The sequence below is a fragment of the Rhizobium sp. R86522 genome (genome assembly GCF_042466255.1).
Taxonomy (GTDB): domain Bacteria; phylum Pseudomonadota; class Alphaproteobacteria; order Rhizobiales; family Rhizobiaceae; genus Allorhizobium.
In genome coordinates this window covers 815615-829576 of the sequence record NZ_JAXHBX010000001.1, presented here as the reverse complement: position 1 = coordinate 829576, position 13962 = coordinate 815615, and the positions used below count along the sequence as shown (strand labels likewise).

The 13962-nt window shown below is 60.7% G+C and carries 15 protein-coding genes; 7 read left to right on the top strand and 8 right to left on the bottom strand.

Annotation, left to right across the window (positions count from 1 at the left end; genetic code table 11):
* The first annotated feature begins 378 nt into the window (after positions 1–378).
* The 5 genes from SJY08_RS03905 to SJY08_RS03885 all read left to right on the top strand — a co-directional run bounded on the left by SJY08_RS03905 (position 379) and on the right by SJY08_RS03885 (position 5608).
* The gene (locus SJY08_RS03905) at positions 379–1278 is read left to right on the top strand and encodes a LysR substrate-binding domain-containing protein (RefSeq protein ID WP_377274757.1); all 900 of its coding nucleotides are present in this window, start codon (positions 379–381) and stop codon (positions 1276–1278) included.
* A 137-nt stretch (positions 1279–1415) separates the two neighbouring features.
* Positions 1416–2648 (top strand): urate hydroxylase PuuD, encoded by a 1233-nt coding sequence (puuD, locus tag SJY08_RS03900; protein ID WP_377274756.1) that lies wholly within the window; start codon positions 1416–1418, stop codon positions 2646–2648.
* The gene (gene guaD / locus SJY08_RS03895; RefSeq protein ID WP_377274755.1) at positions 2648–3964 is read left to right on the top strand and encodes a guanine deaminase; all 1317 of its coding nucleotides are present in this window, start codon (positions 2648–2650) and stop codon (positions 3962–3964) included. The genes puuD and guaD overlap by 1 nt, the downstream gene beginning before the upstream one ends.
* 27 nt (positions 3965–3991) lie before the next feature.
* Entirely contained in the window at positions 3992–4426 is a 435-nt protein-coding gene (locus SJY08_RS03890; RefSeq protein ID WP_377274754.1) for a potassium channel family protein, read from the top strand.
* A 36-nt stretch (positions 4427–4462) separates the two neighbouring features.
* Complete coding sequence (locus SJY08_RS03885) at positions 4463–5608, top strand: alpha-hydroxy acid oxidase (protein ID WP_069043594.1); 1146 nt, start codon at positions 4463–4465, stop codon at positions 5606–5608.
* A 6-nt stretch (positions 5609–5614) separates the two neighbouring features.
* On the opposite strand, the gene SJY08_RS03880 is transcribed toward SJY08_RS03885, so the two are convergent.
* From SJY08_RS03880 to SJY08_RS03855, 6 genes are all read right to left on the bottom strand, one after another.
* Complete coding sequence (locus tag SJY08_RS03880; protein WP_377274753.1) at positions 5615–6355, bottom strand: metallophosphoesterase family protein; 741 nt, start codon at positions 6353–6355, stop codon at positions 5615–5617.
* Between the two features lie 2 nt (positions 6356–6357).
* On the bottom strand, positions 6358–6714 hold the full coding sequence (gene uraH, locus SJY08_RS03875; RefSeq protein WP_054148433.1) for a hydroxyisourate hydrolase: 357 nt from the start codon (positions 6712–6714) through the stop codon (positions 6358–6360).
* Complete coding sequence (locus SJY08_RS03870; protein ID WP_377274752.1) at positions 6711–7220, bottom strand: ureidoglycolate lyase; 510 nt, start codon at positions 7218–7220, stop codon at positions 6711–6713. The genes uraH and SJY08_RS03870 overlap by 4 nt, the downstream gene beginning before the upstream one ends.
* A gap of 94 nt (positions 7221–7314) precedes the next feature.
* Positions 7315–8640 (bottom strand): MATE family efflux transporter, encoded by a 1326-nt coding sequence (locus tag SJY08_RS03865; RefSeq protein ID WP_377274751.1) that lies wholly within the window; start codon positions 8638–8640, stop codon positions 7315–7317.
* Positions 8641–8659: 19 nt separating this feature from the next.
* Complete coding sequence (locus SJY08_RS03860; protein WP_377274750.1) at positions 8660–9004, bottom strand: MarR family winged helix-turn-helix transcriptional regulator; 345 nt, start codon at positions 9002–9004, stop codon at positions 8660–8662.
* Positions 9005–9237: 233 nt separating this feature from the next.
* Positions 9238–10278 carry a glutamine synthetase beta-grasp domain-containing protein gene (locus SJY08_RS03855; protein ID WP_054148429.1) on the bottom strand — a complete coding sequence of 347 codons (1041 nt, stop codon included), beginning with the start codon at positions 10276–10278 and terminating at the stop codon, positions 9238–9240.
* 395 nt (positions 10279–10673) lie between these two features.
* Between SJY08_RS03855 and SJY08_RS03850 the strand changes: the two genes are divergently transcribed.
* On the top strand, positions 10674–10853 hold the full coding sequence (locus SJY08_RS03850) for a DUF2735 domain-containing protein (RefSeq protein ID WP_054148428.1): 180 nt from the start codon (positions 10674–10676) through the stop codon (positions 10851–10853).
* 184 nt (positions 10854–11037) lie between these two features.
* On the opposite strand, the gene uraD is transcribed toward SJY08_RS03850, so the two are convergent.
* Complete coding sequence (gene uraD, locus SJY08_RS03845; RefSeq protein ID WP_377274749.1) at positions 11038–11535, bottom strand: 2-oxo-4-hydroxy-4-carboxy-5-ureidoimidazoline decarboxylase; 498 nt, start codon at positions 11533–11535, stop codon at positions 11038–11040.
* Positions 11536–11768: 233 nt separating this feature from the next.
* Between uraD and SJY08_RS03840 the strand changes: the two genes are divergently transcribed.
* Positions 11769–12815, top strand: a complete 1047-nt coding sequence (locus tag SJY08_RS03840; protein WP_377274748.1) for an NAD(P)-dependent alcohol dehydrogenase — start codon at positions 11769–11771, stop codon at positions 12813–12815.
* Between the two features lie 203 nt (positions 12816–13018).
* Here SJY08_RS03840 and SJY08_RS03835 read toward each other — a convergent pair whose 3' ends face one another.
* A complete protein-coding gene (locus SJY08_RS03835) occupies positions 13019–13876 on the bottom strand; it encodes an urea carboxylase-associated family protein (RefSeq protein WP_377274747.1) in 858 nt (285 codons plus the stop codon).
* Positions 13877–13962: the final 86 nt, after the last annotated feature.

Genomic DNA, 13962 nt, shown 5'->3' with positions numbered 1-13962 from the left:
ATCTGCAGAATTGCGTGCCAACCTGCTCTATCCATTGACTTTCCATTCACAGGGCCCCGGACCGCATGCGATCGAGCAGCAGCCTATGTGACTCTTCCAGCCGACGCTGCATGTCACCCTTGGCCTCCAACCCCACGTCACGTCTGAGGTCATCCGGCAACGCGTCTACGGAGAACCGCCGACGCCGTTTCCGCCGCGAGAGGGTTTCCCGCAGCCATTGTTTGATACCCTCTGATCCGGGCATGAACCGTCCTATCGCGGACACCATCTCTGCCTCCACGCGCATCAATTCGTTTCTATCTGATGCGCAGATAGTGCCGCCGATTGCCCGCCGGATCCAATTCAATTACGCTGGTGATGGATAAAGAGAGTTGATCCATGAAGCTGTCGCGCCAACTGCCGCTAAACGCCCTTCGTGTCTTTGAGGCCGTGGCGCGCCTGTCGAGCTTCACAAAAGCCGGCGACGAGCTCGGCATGACCCAGACGGCGGTCAGCTACCAGATCAAGCTCCTGGAGGAGCATTTGGGAGAAAGGCTTTTTCTACGTTTGCCACGCCGGATAGAAATGACCGCCACCGGCGAACGTCTCCTGCCAAAGGTGTCCGAGGCCTTCACCTTGCTCCAGGAAGCGATGTCAGGCGCAGCACGCGGCGACGACGAGATCCTTGAAATCCACTCCTCGCCCACATTCGCGTCACAATGGCTGGCCCGCACCCTCGGCGGCTTTCAGTTGCAGCATCCCAACATTGCCGTGCGCCTCTTGCGCGGATCAACCCTCACGGACTTCAACCGTCAGGCGGCCGATGTCGCCATAAGAGTTGGACGGGGCCCTTGGCCTGGCCTCACCTGTCGCGAATTGATCAGGCTTGCCTACACGCCCATACTCAGTCCGAAGCTTGCAGACACAATAGGCGGGGTCAACGAGCCTGCAGACCTTCTAAAACTGCCATGGATCAGTCATGATGATCTGCGTTGGCGCTACTGGTTTCAGCTTGCAGGCCTTGAGGCACCGCCAAAATCCGCGCGCAGGCTCGATGCCCTCGGAGTGCTTGATCTCGAAGCAGGTGCCGCCCTTGCCGGCCACGGTGTGGCAATGCTGAGCCCGTTCTATGTGCAGGATGATCTGTTGTCGGGCCGTCTGATTCGCCCTTTCGACATCAGCTGGACCGACGACAACACTTATTGGCTCGTCTACCCACAGACACGCGGCAACCAGCCCAAAATCAAGGCCTTCGAGACATGGCTCACGGCCGCGCTCGAAGCCGAAAAAGCGCCCTGATTTCACAGACTTCTCGGCAAGAAAAGAATCTCTGCATAAATCGCCCTTCAAGGCCCTCCCCGTGTTCGCGAGGGCTTCCCTTGCAGCGCAATATTTTCCACACTGTCCGGCCGGGAGGACGAAAGGGGAATTCTCTGATGTATGAATACGCGATCGCCTGGGAATGGCTGAACTTTGCTGTCCGCTGGCTGCATGTGATCACGGCCATCGCCTGGATCGGCTCGTCCTTCTATTTCATTGCGCTCGATCTCGGCCTGGTGAAGCGCCCGGGCCTGCCCGTCGGCGCCTATGGCGAGGAATGGCAGGTGCATGGCGGCGGCTTCTACCATATCCAGAAATATCTGGTCGCGCCCGCCTCGATGCCGGAGCACCTGACCTGGTTCAAATGGGAAAGCTACGCCACCTGGCTATCGGGCTTCGCGCTGCTCGCCGTGGTCTATTACGGCGGCGCCGATCTGTTCCTGATCGACCGCACGGTGCTCGACATCGAGCCCTGGCAGGCGATTGGCCTGTCGCTGGCGTCGCTCGCCGTCGGCTGGATCCTGTATGACCTCCTTTGCAAGTCGCCGCTCGGCCGCAACACCTGGGGCCTGATGGCCATCCTTTATGTCGTGCTGATCGCCATGGCCTGGGGCTATACGCAAGTGTTCACCGGTCGCGCCGCCTTCCTGCATCTGGGCGCGTTTACCGCCACGATCATGTCGGCCAATGTCTTCTTCATCATCATCCCGAACCAGAAGATCGTCGTCGCCGACCTGATCGCCGGCCGCACACCAGATCCGAAATACGGCGTGATCGCCAAGCAGCGCTCGCTGCACAACAATTACCTGACGCTGCCCGTCATCTTCTTCATGCTGTCGAACCACTATCCGCTGGCCTTTGCCACCGAGTTCAACTGGATCATCGCAGCACTGGTGTTCCTGATGGGCGTCACCATCCGCCACTGGTTCAACACCACGCATGCCCGCAAGGGCAAGCCGACCTGGACCTGGTTGGTCACGGTGCTGATCTTCATCGTCATCATGTGGCTCTCGACGGTGCCAAAGGTGCTGACGGGCGAGGAGGAACAGGCGCGCCTTTCCACGCGTGAACAGACCTTTGTTGCAAACGGCCATTTCGAAGCGGTACGTGATGTCGTACAGGGCCGCTGTTCGATGTGTCACGCAGCCGAGCCCGTCTGGGAAGGCATTGCGCGGGCACCGAAGAATGTGAAGCTCGAGACGGACGGCGAGATCGCCGCCCATGCCCGTGAAATCTATCTCCAGGCCGGCCGCAGCCATGCCATGCCGCCCGGAAACATCACCGATCTCTCGCCCGATGAGCGCAAGCTGCTCGTCGCCTGGTACGAGACGACGGTTGAAGGCAAATGATGACAACTGAGACCCTGATCCGCGGCCGCATCCTCTCTTTCAGCCGTGCACCTGAGCATGCCGGCGACAGCGAGAGCTATCTCTACGAGGAAGACGGCGCGCTACTGGTCCGAAATGGCAAGATTGCTAGCGCCGGCGCCTATGCCGATGTGAAGCCCAAGGCCGGCGCTGATGCGACCGAAATCGACCACCGCCCGCACCTGATCCTGCCCGGCCTGATCGATTGCCATGTGCATTTCCCGCAGATGCAGGTGATCGCCTCCTATGCCGCCAATCTGCTGGAATGGCTTGATACCTATACCTTCCCCGAGGAATGCCGCTTCGTGGAAAGCGCCCATGCCGAGCGGATTGCCATCCAGTTTTTCGACGAATTCCTGCGCCAGGGCACGACCACGGCGGTGGCCTATTGCTCGGTGCACAAGGCGTCCGCCGATGCCTTCTTTGCGGAAAGCCTGCGTCGCGGCACGCTGATGATCGGCGGCAAGGTGATGATGGACCGCAACGCCCCGCAGGGTCTGCTCGACACACCGCAGCTCGGTTATGACGAGACCCGCGCCGTGATCGAACAATGGCATGCCAAGGGACGCAACCATGTCGCCATCACCCCTCGCTTTGCCATCACCTCGACGCCTGAACAGATGGCGATGACGCAGAAGCTCGCGGAAGAATTCCCCGACCTGCATATCCAGACGCATCTGTCCGAGAACCACGACGAGATCCGCTACACCTGCGAGCTCTATCCGGACGCCAAGGACTATACGGACATTTATGCCCGCTACGGCCTGCTGCGGAAAAAGGCCCTCTTCGGCCATGCGATCCACCTGTCGGAGCGCGAAGCGGATGCCATGGCGGAAAGCGGTGCTGTCGCCGTCCACTGCCCGACATCAAACCTCTTTCTCGGCTCCGGCCTTTTCCCGCTGAAGGCGATCAAACGGCGTGAGAAGCCTGTGACCGTCGCGGTCGCCACCGATATCGGCGGCGGCTCCAGCTATTCCATGCTGAAGACCATGGACGAGGCCTACAAGATCCAGCAGTTGCTCGGCGAACGCATGAACCCGCTGGAAAGCTTCTACCATATGACGCTCGGCAATGCCGTGGCGCTCGATCTGGCAGACAGAATCGGCACGCTGGACGAAGGCACAGACGCAGATATCGTCGTGCTCAATGCCGCGGCGACCCCGGCCATGCGACTGCGGATGGAAACCGTGACATCACTTTCGGAAGAACTCTTCCTGCTGCAAACGCTGGGCGATGATCGTTCCGTTGTCGAGACCTATGTGGCAGGCAAGGCCTCGAAGCCCCAATCCGGCCTTTGAAGTAGCCCCGAGGGAGGGTGCGGATCCATGCTGTTGACCAACCTCGCGCTCGGCACGCTGATCATTTCGCTGACGGTGGTCATCCACACCTTCGGCCTGATGGGTGTTACGCATGTCATGGCCTGGGTCACCGACCGCATTCGCCTGCATGGCCACAGAAGCCGCATGCTGGCCATGAACACGGTGGTGATCGGCGTGTTTGCCGTTTTGACGGCGGAGGTCTGGCTCTGGGCCGCCGCCTATAGCCTGCTCGGCGTCGTCGACGATTTCGAGACCGCCCTCTACTTCTCGACCACGACCTTTTCCACCGTCGGCTTCGGCGACGTGGTCCCGCATCCGGAATGGCGCATGCTGGCAGCTCTCGAAGGTGTCAACGGCTTCCTGCTGATCGGCTGGTCGACCGCCTATCTTATCGCAGCCGGCATGCGCGTCGGTCCCTTCAAATCCGGCGAGCACTTCTAATGGCCCACTGTCGTCAATCCCGAAAGGCATGAAATCATGGCCCCCATTCTCGAAATATCCGACCTGAAGGAACTCGCGCGCAAACGCGTGCCCAAGCTCTTCTTCGACTATGCCGACAGCGGCTCCTATACCGAGAGCACCTATCGCGCCAACGAGAGCGACTTTGCCAGGATCAAGCTGCGCCAGCGCGTGCTGGTCGACATGAGCGGCCGGACGCTCGAAACGACCATGGTCGGCGAGAAGGTGAAAATGCCGGTGGCGCTTGCCCCGACCGGCCTCACCGGCATGCAGCATGCCGATGGCGAGATGCTGGCAGCGAAGGCGGCAGAAGAATTCGGCGTGCCCTTCACGCTCTCGACCATGAGCATCTGCTCGATCGAGGACGTCGCCTCCGTCACCACCCGCCCCTTCTGGTTCCAGCTCTATGTCATGCGTGACCGGGACTTCGTGATGAACCTGATCGAGCGGGCCAAGGCGGCCAAATGCTCGGCCCTGGTTCTCACCGCCGACCTGCAGCTGCTCGGCCAGCGTCACAAGGATATCAGGAACAGCCTTTCCGCCCCGCCGCGACTGACGCCGAAACACCTCTTCCAGATGGCCATGCGCCCGCGCTGGTGCTGGAACATGCTGCAAACCCAACGCCGCACCTTCCGCAACATCCAGGGCCATGCCAAGAATGTCTCCGATCTTGCATCGCTCGGCGCCTGGACCAACGAGCAGTTCGATCCCAAGCTGTCCTGGAAGGATGTCGAATGGATCAAGAAACAGTGGGGTGGCAAGCTGATCATCAAGGGCATTCTCGACGTCGAGGACGCCAAGATGGCAGCAAAGACAGGCGCTGACGCGATCGTCGTCTCCAACCATGGCGGGCGCCAGCTTGACGGGGCGCATTCCTCGATATCAATGCTGCCGAAGATCGTCGACGCCGTCGGCCACAAGATCGAAGTGCATATGGATGGCGGCATCCGCTCCGGCCAGGACGTCTTGAAGGCGGTAGCGCTTGGAGCACGGGGTACCTATATCGGCCGCCCCTTCCTCTATGGCCTTGGCGCCATGGGCAAGGACGGTGTGACCAAGGCGCTGGAGATCATTGCCAAGGAGATGGATGTGACCATGGCGCTCTGCGGCAAACGACAGCTTGCCGATGTCGACAGGTCGATCATCGCAGAAAGCCCGTTCTGAGCGGCCTCAGACGATCCAGCCGCTGGAGAGCGCACTGACCCAATCCATCATGCCATGGCGGCGCGCAAGCTCTGCCATGGCGAGATTGTCGTAGCGCACCAGCCGAAAGCTCGGCTGCCAGCCACGCGGCGCATTCTCCAGGATTGCATAGCTGGCAAAGGGCGTACCCGCCTGAGCCTTGTGATAGACAGGCACATCGTAGTCGAAGCCGGGGCAGCCGACACTGCCGGGATTGACGATCAGCCTGCGGTCGCTGAGTTGCACGGCACGCGGAATGTGGCTGTGCCCACAGAGCATAAGCGTCGCATCGATACCGTCCGCCAAGGCTTCGATCTCGGCCAGCGGCTTCAGGTGGAAGATGCCGTCGGCCGACAGCGTCTCGGTCCAATAGGTGTTGTCGTTCCCAGGCGTGGCGTGACAGAGAAAGACATCATCGCCGAGGCGCGCCGTTTCCGGCAGGCTCCTGATCCAGTCGAGATGCGCCGGCGACAATTGCGGATAGCTCGGCCTCTCCCAGTCCCCCATCGCCTCGAAGGGCCGATCGATGAGCGCTCGATCATGATTGCCGCGCACAGTCAGTGCGTTGAGAGGCATCAGCAGATCGGCGGTGAGCCCTGCCTCGAGCGGCCCCGAGAAACAATCGCCCAGGTTGACGACCGTATCGATCCCTTGAGCCTTTATATCCGCCAGCACCGCTTCGAGCGCCAGATGATTGCCGTGAATGTCGGCGATCGCCGCAAACCGCATACTCAGCTTCCGCGATAGGTGGAATAGCCATACGGCGAGAGCAGAAGTGGCACGTGATAATGCGCCGTGGTGTCGGAGATGCCAAAACGGATCGGGATCACGTCGAGAAAGGGCGGATCCGTGAGCGTGGCTCCCGTCCCCTTCAGATAATCGCCGGCATGAAAGAGCAGCTCGTATTGCCCGATCTGGAATTCCTCGCCGATCAGCATCGGCCCGCCATCGACGCGCCCGTCGTCATTGGTGAAGACCGTCTTGATCAGCTCTGCCTCCTCGCCATTCATCCGCATCAGCTGGATGCGCAGCCCCTGGGCGGGCTTGCCGAGGGCCGTGTCGAGGACATGGGTGGTGAGGCCGGTCATATCTGGGGCTCCCGAATCACGAAGGGGGTCTCGAAGAAAACTTCCTCGAGATTGTTGCCGGGTCCGTCGCGATCCACAACCAGGAAATCGCTGACCTCGCCGATCGCCATCAAGGGATGGTGCCAGGTGTTGCGGCGATAGTTCACCCCCTGATGCGGCGCGGCGAGAAATACCTGCGGCGCACCGGGCTTGCCGTTCTCGTCAGGCGATACCGCGACAAGGAACTGTCGACCGGACAACGGTGAAAAGCTCTGGCTGCCGAAGGGATGGCGCTCCATCATGCCGATCTCATAGGGAAAGGCCCGCGGCTGTCCACGGAAGATGTTGACGATCACCCGCGCCCCCTCGCCCGCAGTCTCTGGCGAAAACAGGCCGTGAAACCGCTCGGTCGTGCCGCCATTGATCAGCCGCATGGTCGAGGGATCGGCTTCGATGACATCGCCGAAAGGCGCGAAACTTTGAGCCGTCAAGGGACGGATGGAGAGCTCGATGGGCAAAGGGGTCATTCTCCCTGGAGATGCGGGTGGCAGCATGTCGGCGGCAAGAGCTGTTTTCCAGCCATCGCGCACCTTGGGAGAATCAAGACTCGCCGCTCCTTCGTCAACCGACAATGCGCGTCAGGCTGTGGAATCGCCAGACCAGAGCCGATGCGGCAAGCGCAAGTGCGGATACGAAGCCGAGCCAGACACCTTGCGGCCCGAGGCCGAGCGGAAAGGCAAGAGCCCAGCCAAGCGGGATAGCCACAGGCCAGTAGGCGAGGATGGAGATCACCGACGGGATTGCGGTATCGGACATGCCGCGAAGGGCGCCCACAAGCGTCGACTGAAGACCGTCGACGACCTGGCTGAGCGCGAATACAAAGAAGAGTGCGGCAGCCAGTTCGATGACGGCGGGATCTGACGAGATCAGGGCCGCGACCTCGGCCCCGTAGAGACCGAGCACCAAGGTCGCTCCGGTCAGCCAGACCGTCCCCATCCCGAGCGCCGCAAAGGTGACGCGGCGCACCCGATCAACGCGCTTTGCGCCCGCCGCCTGGGCTACACGAATGGCCACGGCTCCGGCAATCCCGAGTGGCACCATGTAGAGCAGAGTTCCGACGGAGAGCGCAACCTGATTGGCAGCGAGCGCAACCGATCCAAAGAGACCGATGAGCATGGTCGCAACCGCCATCGCAGCCGTTTCCGCGACATACATCAGTCCAAGCGGAGCCCCCTCCCGCACGAGGGACACCGTATCGACAGAGGTGCGATCGCTTCTCGTCCGCAACCGGACAGTCGACATCGACCATCGCCAGTAGGCAAAGGCCGCAAGCAGCGCAATGCTCTCGGCGACCAGTGACGCAATACCGGCCCCGACAAGGCCGAAGGCCGGCAGAGGTCCAACGCCGTAGATCAGGCAATAGTTGAGCGGAATGTTCAAAGCACAGGCGAGCGCTCCGAAACTCACCCCCATCCAGGGGCGATCAATGGCCTCGAAGGCCGATTTGAAGATCGTGAGGACCGCATAGGGAATGAGAAAGGCGGCGATCAGATGCCAGTAGGCAGTGACCTGCGAGAGCACATCGGCAGGCTGTCCGAAATAGGGCATCAGAAGGAGCGAGGCACTCATCAACAAAGCCGCGCCAGCGCCAGTCACGGCCCCCAGCACCAAACCGGCCCGCAGGAAGGCCGCCACCCGACGACCCTGTCGCGCCCCGAAGGCCATCCCGATGCGGACAGAGATCACCGACAGAAAGCCGTAGATCGCCGCCAGCATGACGGTCGCAACCGCACCCGCAAGGCCCACGGCGGCCAGGGGCACATGCCCAAGCGGCGCAATCATCAGGGAATCCGTCACGGTAATCACGGCACCGGTGCTCAGGCCCACCACGATGGGCACGGCCAGACGCGCGATATCCTTGAGTTCAGTCAGAAAGCTGGGAGTCATGGGAATTGTATCGTCACGTTCAGGAACATTCAAGACTGCCGCGTGCCTTCTTCAGCAGACGGTCAAGGTCTTCAAGTTCGTCGGGGGTCAGCGCGCGGGAAATACGCTCTGCTGTTTCGGCATAGATCGATTTTTCTTCTGCAATGAGCGCGCTGCATTTGGCCGTCGGTGCAAGAAGCACAGAACGTCCATCGGCACTGTCAGAGAGCTTGTCGAGATAGCCGCCGAGATGCAGCTTGCGCACCATCACCGATGCGGAAGCCCTGCTCACCCGCATCTGATCGGCCAGATCCGCAAGCCGCAGCTGCTTCTCGGCTGCGATCACCAGATAGAGATAGTCGAGTTCCGTCGCGGTCAGGTCCATGGAGCCGCTTTTCTGCGACTCTTCCCGCCATCGGAACCACATGTGCCACTGCAGGCAGCGTAGACTTCCTTCCAGATCCATTTCGCACGCTCTATATAGTTAGACTAACTAACTATATAGAGAGGATCCGTTTCGCAAGCCCCTGCCCCAAGGATGGACTCGAACCAGCGCGACAAACGAAAACAGCGCCGATGTTTCCACCGGCGCTGCAATCGTTGAACCTTAGCCTGAAATCAGGCGGCGTTCTTGGCGTAATCCGCCGTCGGCACTTCGGCGATCGTCTTCAGCACGACGGAAGCGATCTGGTAGGGGCAGCCCTGGGAGTTCGGGCGGCGATCTTCCAGGTAACCCTTGTAGCCGTTGTTGACGAAGGAGTGCGGAACGCGGATCGAGGCACCACGGTCGGCAACGCCGTAGGAGAACTTGTTCCACGGCGCCGTCTCATGCTTGCCGGTCAGGCGCAGATGGTTGTCCGGACCGTAGACGTCGATGTGCTCCTGCCAGTTCTTGGCAAAGGCCGCCATGAGGGCTTCGAAGTATTCCTTGCCGCCAATCTCGCGCATGAAGGTGGTCGAGAAGTTGCAGTGCATGCCCGAGCCGTTCCAGTCGGTGTCGCCGAGCGGCTTGCAATGGAATTCGACGTCGATGCCGTAGGTTTCGCAGAGACGCAGCAGCAGGTAGCGGGCGATCCAGATCTGGTCGGCAGCCTTCTTGGAGCCCTTGCCGAATACCTGGAATTCCCACTGGCCCTTGGCCACTTCGGCATTGATGCCTTCGTGGTTGATGCCGGCTTCGAGGCAGAGGTCGAGATGCTCTTCGACGATTTCACGGGCGATCGAGCCGACATTCTTGTATCCGACGCCGGTGTAGTAAGGGCCCTGCGGAGCCGGATAGCCCTGCTCCGGGAAGCCGAGCGGACGGCCGTTTTCGTAGAAGAAGTATTCCTGTTCGAAGCCGAACCAGGCGCCTTCGTCATCCAGGATCGTGGCGCGGCTGTTCGACGGATGCGGGGTGACGCCATCGGGCATCATGACTTCGCACATGACGAGAGCGCCGTTGGTGCGAGCCGGGTCGGGATAGATGGCGACCGGCTTCAGCACGCAATCCGACGAGTGGCCTTCGGCCTGCATCGTCGAGGAGCCGTCAAAGCCCCAGAGCGGCAGCTGTTCCAGGGTCGGGAAGCTGTCGAATTCCTTGATCTGCGTCTTGCCACGCAGGTTCGCTACCGGCTTGTAGCCATCGAGCCAGATATACTCGAGCTTAAACTTGGTCATGGTGCTCTCTCTTCAGTCTCGCGCCACTCATCGGCGCAACAGAGGGGTGATTCTCCGGGTGCCCGGGAGTCGAAAGATAAAAAGCAGGAAGCGTGCCAGTTTGCAGACGGACTGCGAAATGCGGCCATTTTGTCGCAGGCGACCCGCCAAATCGCCGACATTGCAGGCCTTTCTTTAACAGATTGAGCGCATACTCATGGAACCAGAGGCGCGTGTCCGGTGTTGTCAGGCCACCTAAGATCACGAAAGCGCTGTGATGATTTTAAATTCATCACTTTTTCTGCTTTCATATTGCCCACAAAATAGGCACTTTGCACTTTTCATGTGCATTTCAGTTTCAGACGTGGTAAGCATGAACCATCGAGACAACACTCGGTGAAACGAGAGGTAGTAGCATGACAACGAACATGGTTCGGGAATCGGCGAAGATCTACGAATTCCCGGTGCGTGACCTGGCCCGCCTCAACGCCATGCGTGAGCGCCAGACGCCGAAACCCGTGATCTATGAGAGCGGTTCGGCAAGCTGGTATCACGAGGAAGCGATCCGCGAAGCCGAACGGGCGCCGAAGCAGTAAGGGCGAAAGTCCAACAAGAAAGCCGCCCGCATTGCGGACGGCTCGAAGCATGCGACGAGCGGGCCATTGCCCGCTCTTTTCGTTTCACATACTCTGAAACGCTGAGGCGCCGAACGGGACGTCGCTACCAGCCTCGCCTGGACAGCACTTGCCGCGATTTCGCACGGTGCAGCTGCAGGGCGTGTCAGTCCCTTTCCGGAAGCAGACTTTCGAGGCGGAGCCTCGCAATTTTTTCCACCTGCTGGCAGGCGGTGTCGAATTCCTGGTCTTGGGAGTTGGCGATGCGCGTCTCGAAGGCTGCGAGAATATCGTCCTTCGTCAATCCCTTGACCGCGATGATGAAGGGAAAGCCGAATTTTTCGACATAGCCCGTGTTGAGTTCGGTGAAGCGGGCATGTTCTTCCGCACTCAGGCGATCGAGGCCGGCACCGGCCTGTTCGCGCTTGCTGTCTTCCGTCAGCTCGCCCGCAATCGCAAGCTTGCCTGCAAGATCAGGATGCGCACGCAATACGCCCAGCCGCTCATCCTGGCTTGCCGTGCGAAACATCGCAGCCATAGCATCATGCACGTCGAGCGCCGTCAGCGGCGCCTCGATCATGCCTGCATCGAAGGCACGCTCCGCAATGAAGGGCGAATGTTCGAACACCCCGCCGAAACGCTGAACGAAGTCCGCTCTGTCCATGCCGTCAATCCAGTATCATGTGAGGCCGCAGCTGTAACAGCAGCGGCAAGGAGGGCCTGCCCGCGCATCCCGCGAAGCAGTTGATGACAAGGATTAGCCGAGCCCCCTGGTCTTGTCGAGTTTCCGAAGGCGACAGGCACTTTCAACGCAAACCCCAGGGTCCTTAGCTTGCAGCAGACCCGGATCGACCTATCTACAACTCGCTCCCCCCATCACATTTGAAAGGATACCCCATGCCGATTGCCAAAGGCTATGCCGCAACGGATGCCTCCAAGCCATTGGTTCCCTTCACCTTCGAGCGTCGCGAACCGAACGCGGACGACGTGGTGATCGAGATCAAGTTCTCCGGCATCTGCCATTCCGACATCCACCAGGCCCGCAACGAATGGGGCAACTCGACCTTCCCCATGGTCCCCGGCCACGAGATCGCCGGCATCGTGACATCAGTCGGCTCGAGCGTTTCGAAATACAAGGTCGGCGACCGCGTCGGCGTCGGCTGCTTCGTCAATTCCTGCCTGCATTGCGAACGCGACCTTTACCGCGAACAGTATATGCCCGGCCTCGTCGGCACCTATAACTCCACGGAAGTCGACGGCGTGACCCCGACGCAGGGCGGCTATGCCGATTCCATCGTCGTCCAGGAAGACTATGTGCTGAGCATTCCGGACAACATCCCGCTCGACAAGGCAGCACCGCTGCTCTGCGCCGGCATCACGCTCTATTCGCCGCTCAGCCACTGGAAGGCTGGCCCCGGCAAGAAGGTCGCCGTCATCGGCATGGGCGGTCTCGGCCACATGGGCGTCAAGATCGGCGCCGCCATGGGTGCAGACGTCACCGTGCTCAGCCAGAGCCTGTCGAAGAAGGAAGACGGCCTCGCCTTCGGCGCCAAGGAATACTATGCCACCTCGGATCCGGAGACCTTCAAGACGCTCGCCGGCGCCTTCGACCTGATCCTCTGCACCGTCAGCGCCGAGATCGACTGGAACGCCTACCTGAACCTTCTGAAGGTCGACGGCACCATGGTCCTGCTCGGCGTGCCGGAAAACCCGGTTCCCGTGCATGCCTTCGCCCTGATCGCCGGCCGTCGCTCGCTCGCCGGCTCGATGATCGGTTCGATCAAGGAGACCCAGGAAATGCTGGACTTCTGCGGCAAGCACGACATCACCCCGGAGATCGAGATCATCGACATCGCCCAGGTGAATGAAGCCTATGAGCGCGTCATCAAGAGCGATGTCCGCTACCGCTTCGTCATCGACATGGCGACCCTCGCCAAGGACTGAGCTGCGAAGACGGAATGAGAAGGGCCCGGTCTGCGCTGGGCCCTCTTTTCGTGGAGAGGCCTGTCCTCAAACGAGACGTCATCCTCGGCCTTGTGCCGAGGATCTACTGCGGTCGAATGCAATTGAAACATCGTCATGCTCGGGACAAGCCCGAGCATGACGACCTCACAGCTCAAGCCCGTCTTGCCAGGCCCTTGGCGGTATCACACCTGCAGCTGATACCCATTCCGCTCCGGAAACGGCCAATCCGCCAGCAGCGCCATATCCGGCTTGAAGAGCTCCACCTTCAGCGGGTAGCACTTGGAAACATCACTCGAATGGCTGGCGCTGCAATCTCCACCCGGACACGCGGAAAGAGCGCCCAGCAGGTCGATTTCTGCAAACATCTCAAGGAAATCGCCAGGCCGCACCGGGCTCGCCTTCATGAAATACTGCTGCGTATCGCGGGTGAAACCGGTGCACATGAAGACGTTCAACACATCATGCACATGCGGCTCGACCACCTTGATGTCAGCACCCGTGTGATGCGCCAGCGCCCGGCAGAGGTTGGAATGGCAGCAATGATGGTAGTCGCCGCCTGAGAGCAGCCGGTTGGTATAGGGATCGCAGCGCGTGCCGATCACGTCATGCACGCCGCCACCGAATTCGTCGAATCCGTACCAGCCGAGCGTATCATGGCTGATCGTCGCCATGGGCCGCAGCGACGGCAGATTGCTCCAGAGACGGTTGCCGGTCGTCACATGCGTCGCATGCAGCGCCCGCGTCTTGCCGGAGAAGAAGCGCTCGGAAAGGTCGTTGGCATTCCAGAGGTTTAGGTCGCCGACCTGCGGCCCCTCGACGCTGACGATGCGGAAGAAGTGCCCTTTCGGCACCTCAAACGTGTTGCCTTCGCGCGGCGGCACGATCACCTCGCTGACCTTTTCCATCGTCGCCCGCGCCCGATCCAGAATGCTCATGTCGGGTGCGACAAGTGACTCGACCGGATAGCAGACGACAGGCTTCACGGCGCGGCGGGCAGCCGCATCGGCGGGAACGGGAATGTTGGCGTTGAAAGATGGCATGGGCGGCTCCGGGGATCGGCACATAAAAAAGGTTTGCCGCAAGGTGCCCCACCTGTCCCCTCAAGACAACCGCCTCTCTTCTTGCC

Excerpts from the sequence above, each read along its gene's own strand:
- SJY08_RS03880 (WP_377274753.1), bottom strand. The coding sequence starts at position 6,355 with ATGCGGTTTGCGGCGATCGCCGACATTCACGGCAATCATCTGGCGCTC.
- SJY08_RS03870 (WP_377274752.1), bottom strand. The coding sequence starts at position 7,220 with ATGACCCCTTTGCCCATCGAGCTCTCCATCCGTCCCTTGACGGCTCAA.
- SJY08_RS03855 (WP_054148429.1), bottom strand. The coding sequence starts at position 10,278 with ATGACCAAGTTTAAGCTCGAGTATATCTGGCTCGATGGCTACAAGCCG.
- SJY08_RS03890 (WP_377274754.1), top strand. The coding sequence starts at position 3,992 with ATGCTGTTGACCAACCTCGCGCTCGGCACGCTGATCATTTCGCTGACG.
- SJY08_RS03860 (WP_377274750.1), bottom strand. The coding sequence starts at position 9,004 with ATGGACCTGACCGCGACGGAACTCGACTATCTCTATCTGGTGATCGCA.
- guaD (WP_377274755.1), top strand. The coding sequence starts at position 2,648 with ATGACAACTGAGACCCTGATCCGCGGCCGCATCCTCTCTTTCAGCCGT.
- SJY08_RS03905 (WP_377274757.1), top strand. The coding sequence starts at position 379 with ATGAAGCTGTCGCGCCAACTGCCGCTAAACGCCCTTCGTGTCTTTGAG.
- SJY08_RS03835 (WP_377274747.1), bottom strand. The coding sequence starts at position 13,876 with ATGCCATCTTTCAACGCCAACATTCCCGTTCCCGCCGATGCGGCTGCC.
- puuD (WP_377274756.1), top strand. The coding sequence starts at position 1,416 with ATGTATGAATACGCGATCGCCTGGGAATGGCTGAACTTTGCTGTCCGC.
- SJY08_RS03840 (WP_377274748.1), top strand. The coding sequence starts at position 11,769 with ATGCCGATTGCCAAAGGCTATGCCGCAACGGATGCCTCCAAGCCATTG.
- SJY08_RS03865 (WP_377274751.1), bottom strand. The coding sequence starts at position 8,640 with ATGACTCCCAGCTTTCTGACTGAACTCAAGGATATCGCGCGTCTGGCC.
- uraH (WP_054148433.1), bottom strand. The coding sequence starts at position 6,714 with ATGACCGGCCTCACCACCCATGTCCTCGACACGGCCCTCGGCAAGCCC.
- SJY08_RS03885 (WP_069043594.1), top strand. The coding sequence starts at position 4,463 with ATGGCCCCCATTCTCGAAATATCCGACCTGAAGGAACTCGCGCGCAAA.
- uraD (WP_377274749.1), bottom strand. The coding sequence starts at position 11,535 with ATGGACAGAGCGGACTTCGTTCAGCGTTTCGGCGGGGTGTTCGAACAT.
- SJY08_RS03850 (WP_054148428.1), top strand. The coding sequence starts at position 10,674 with ATGACAACGAACATGGTTCGGGAATCGGCGAAGATCTACGAATTCCCG.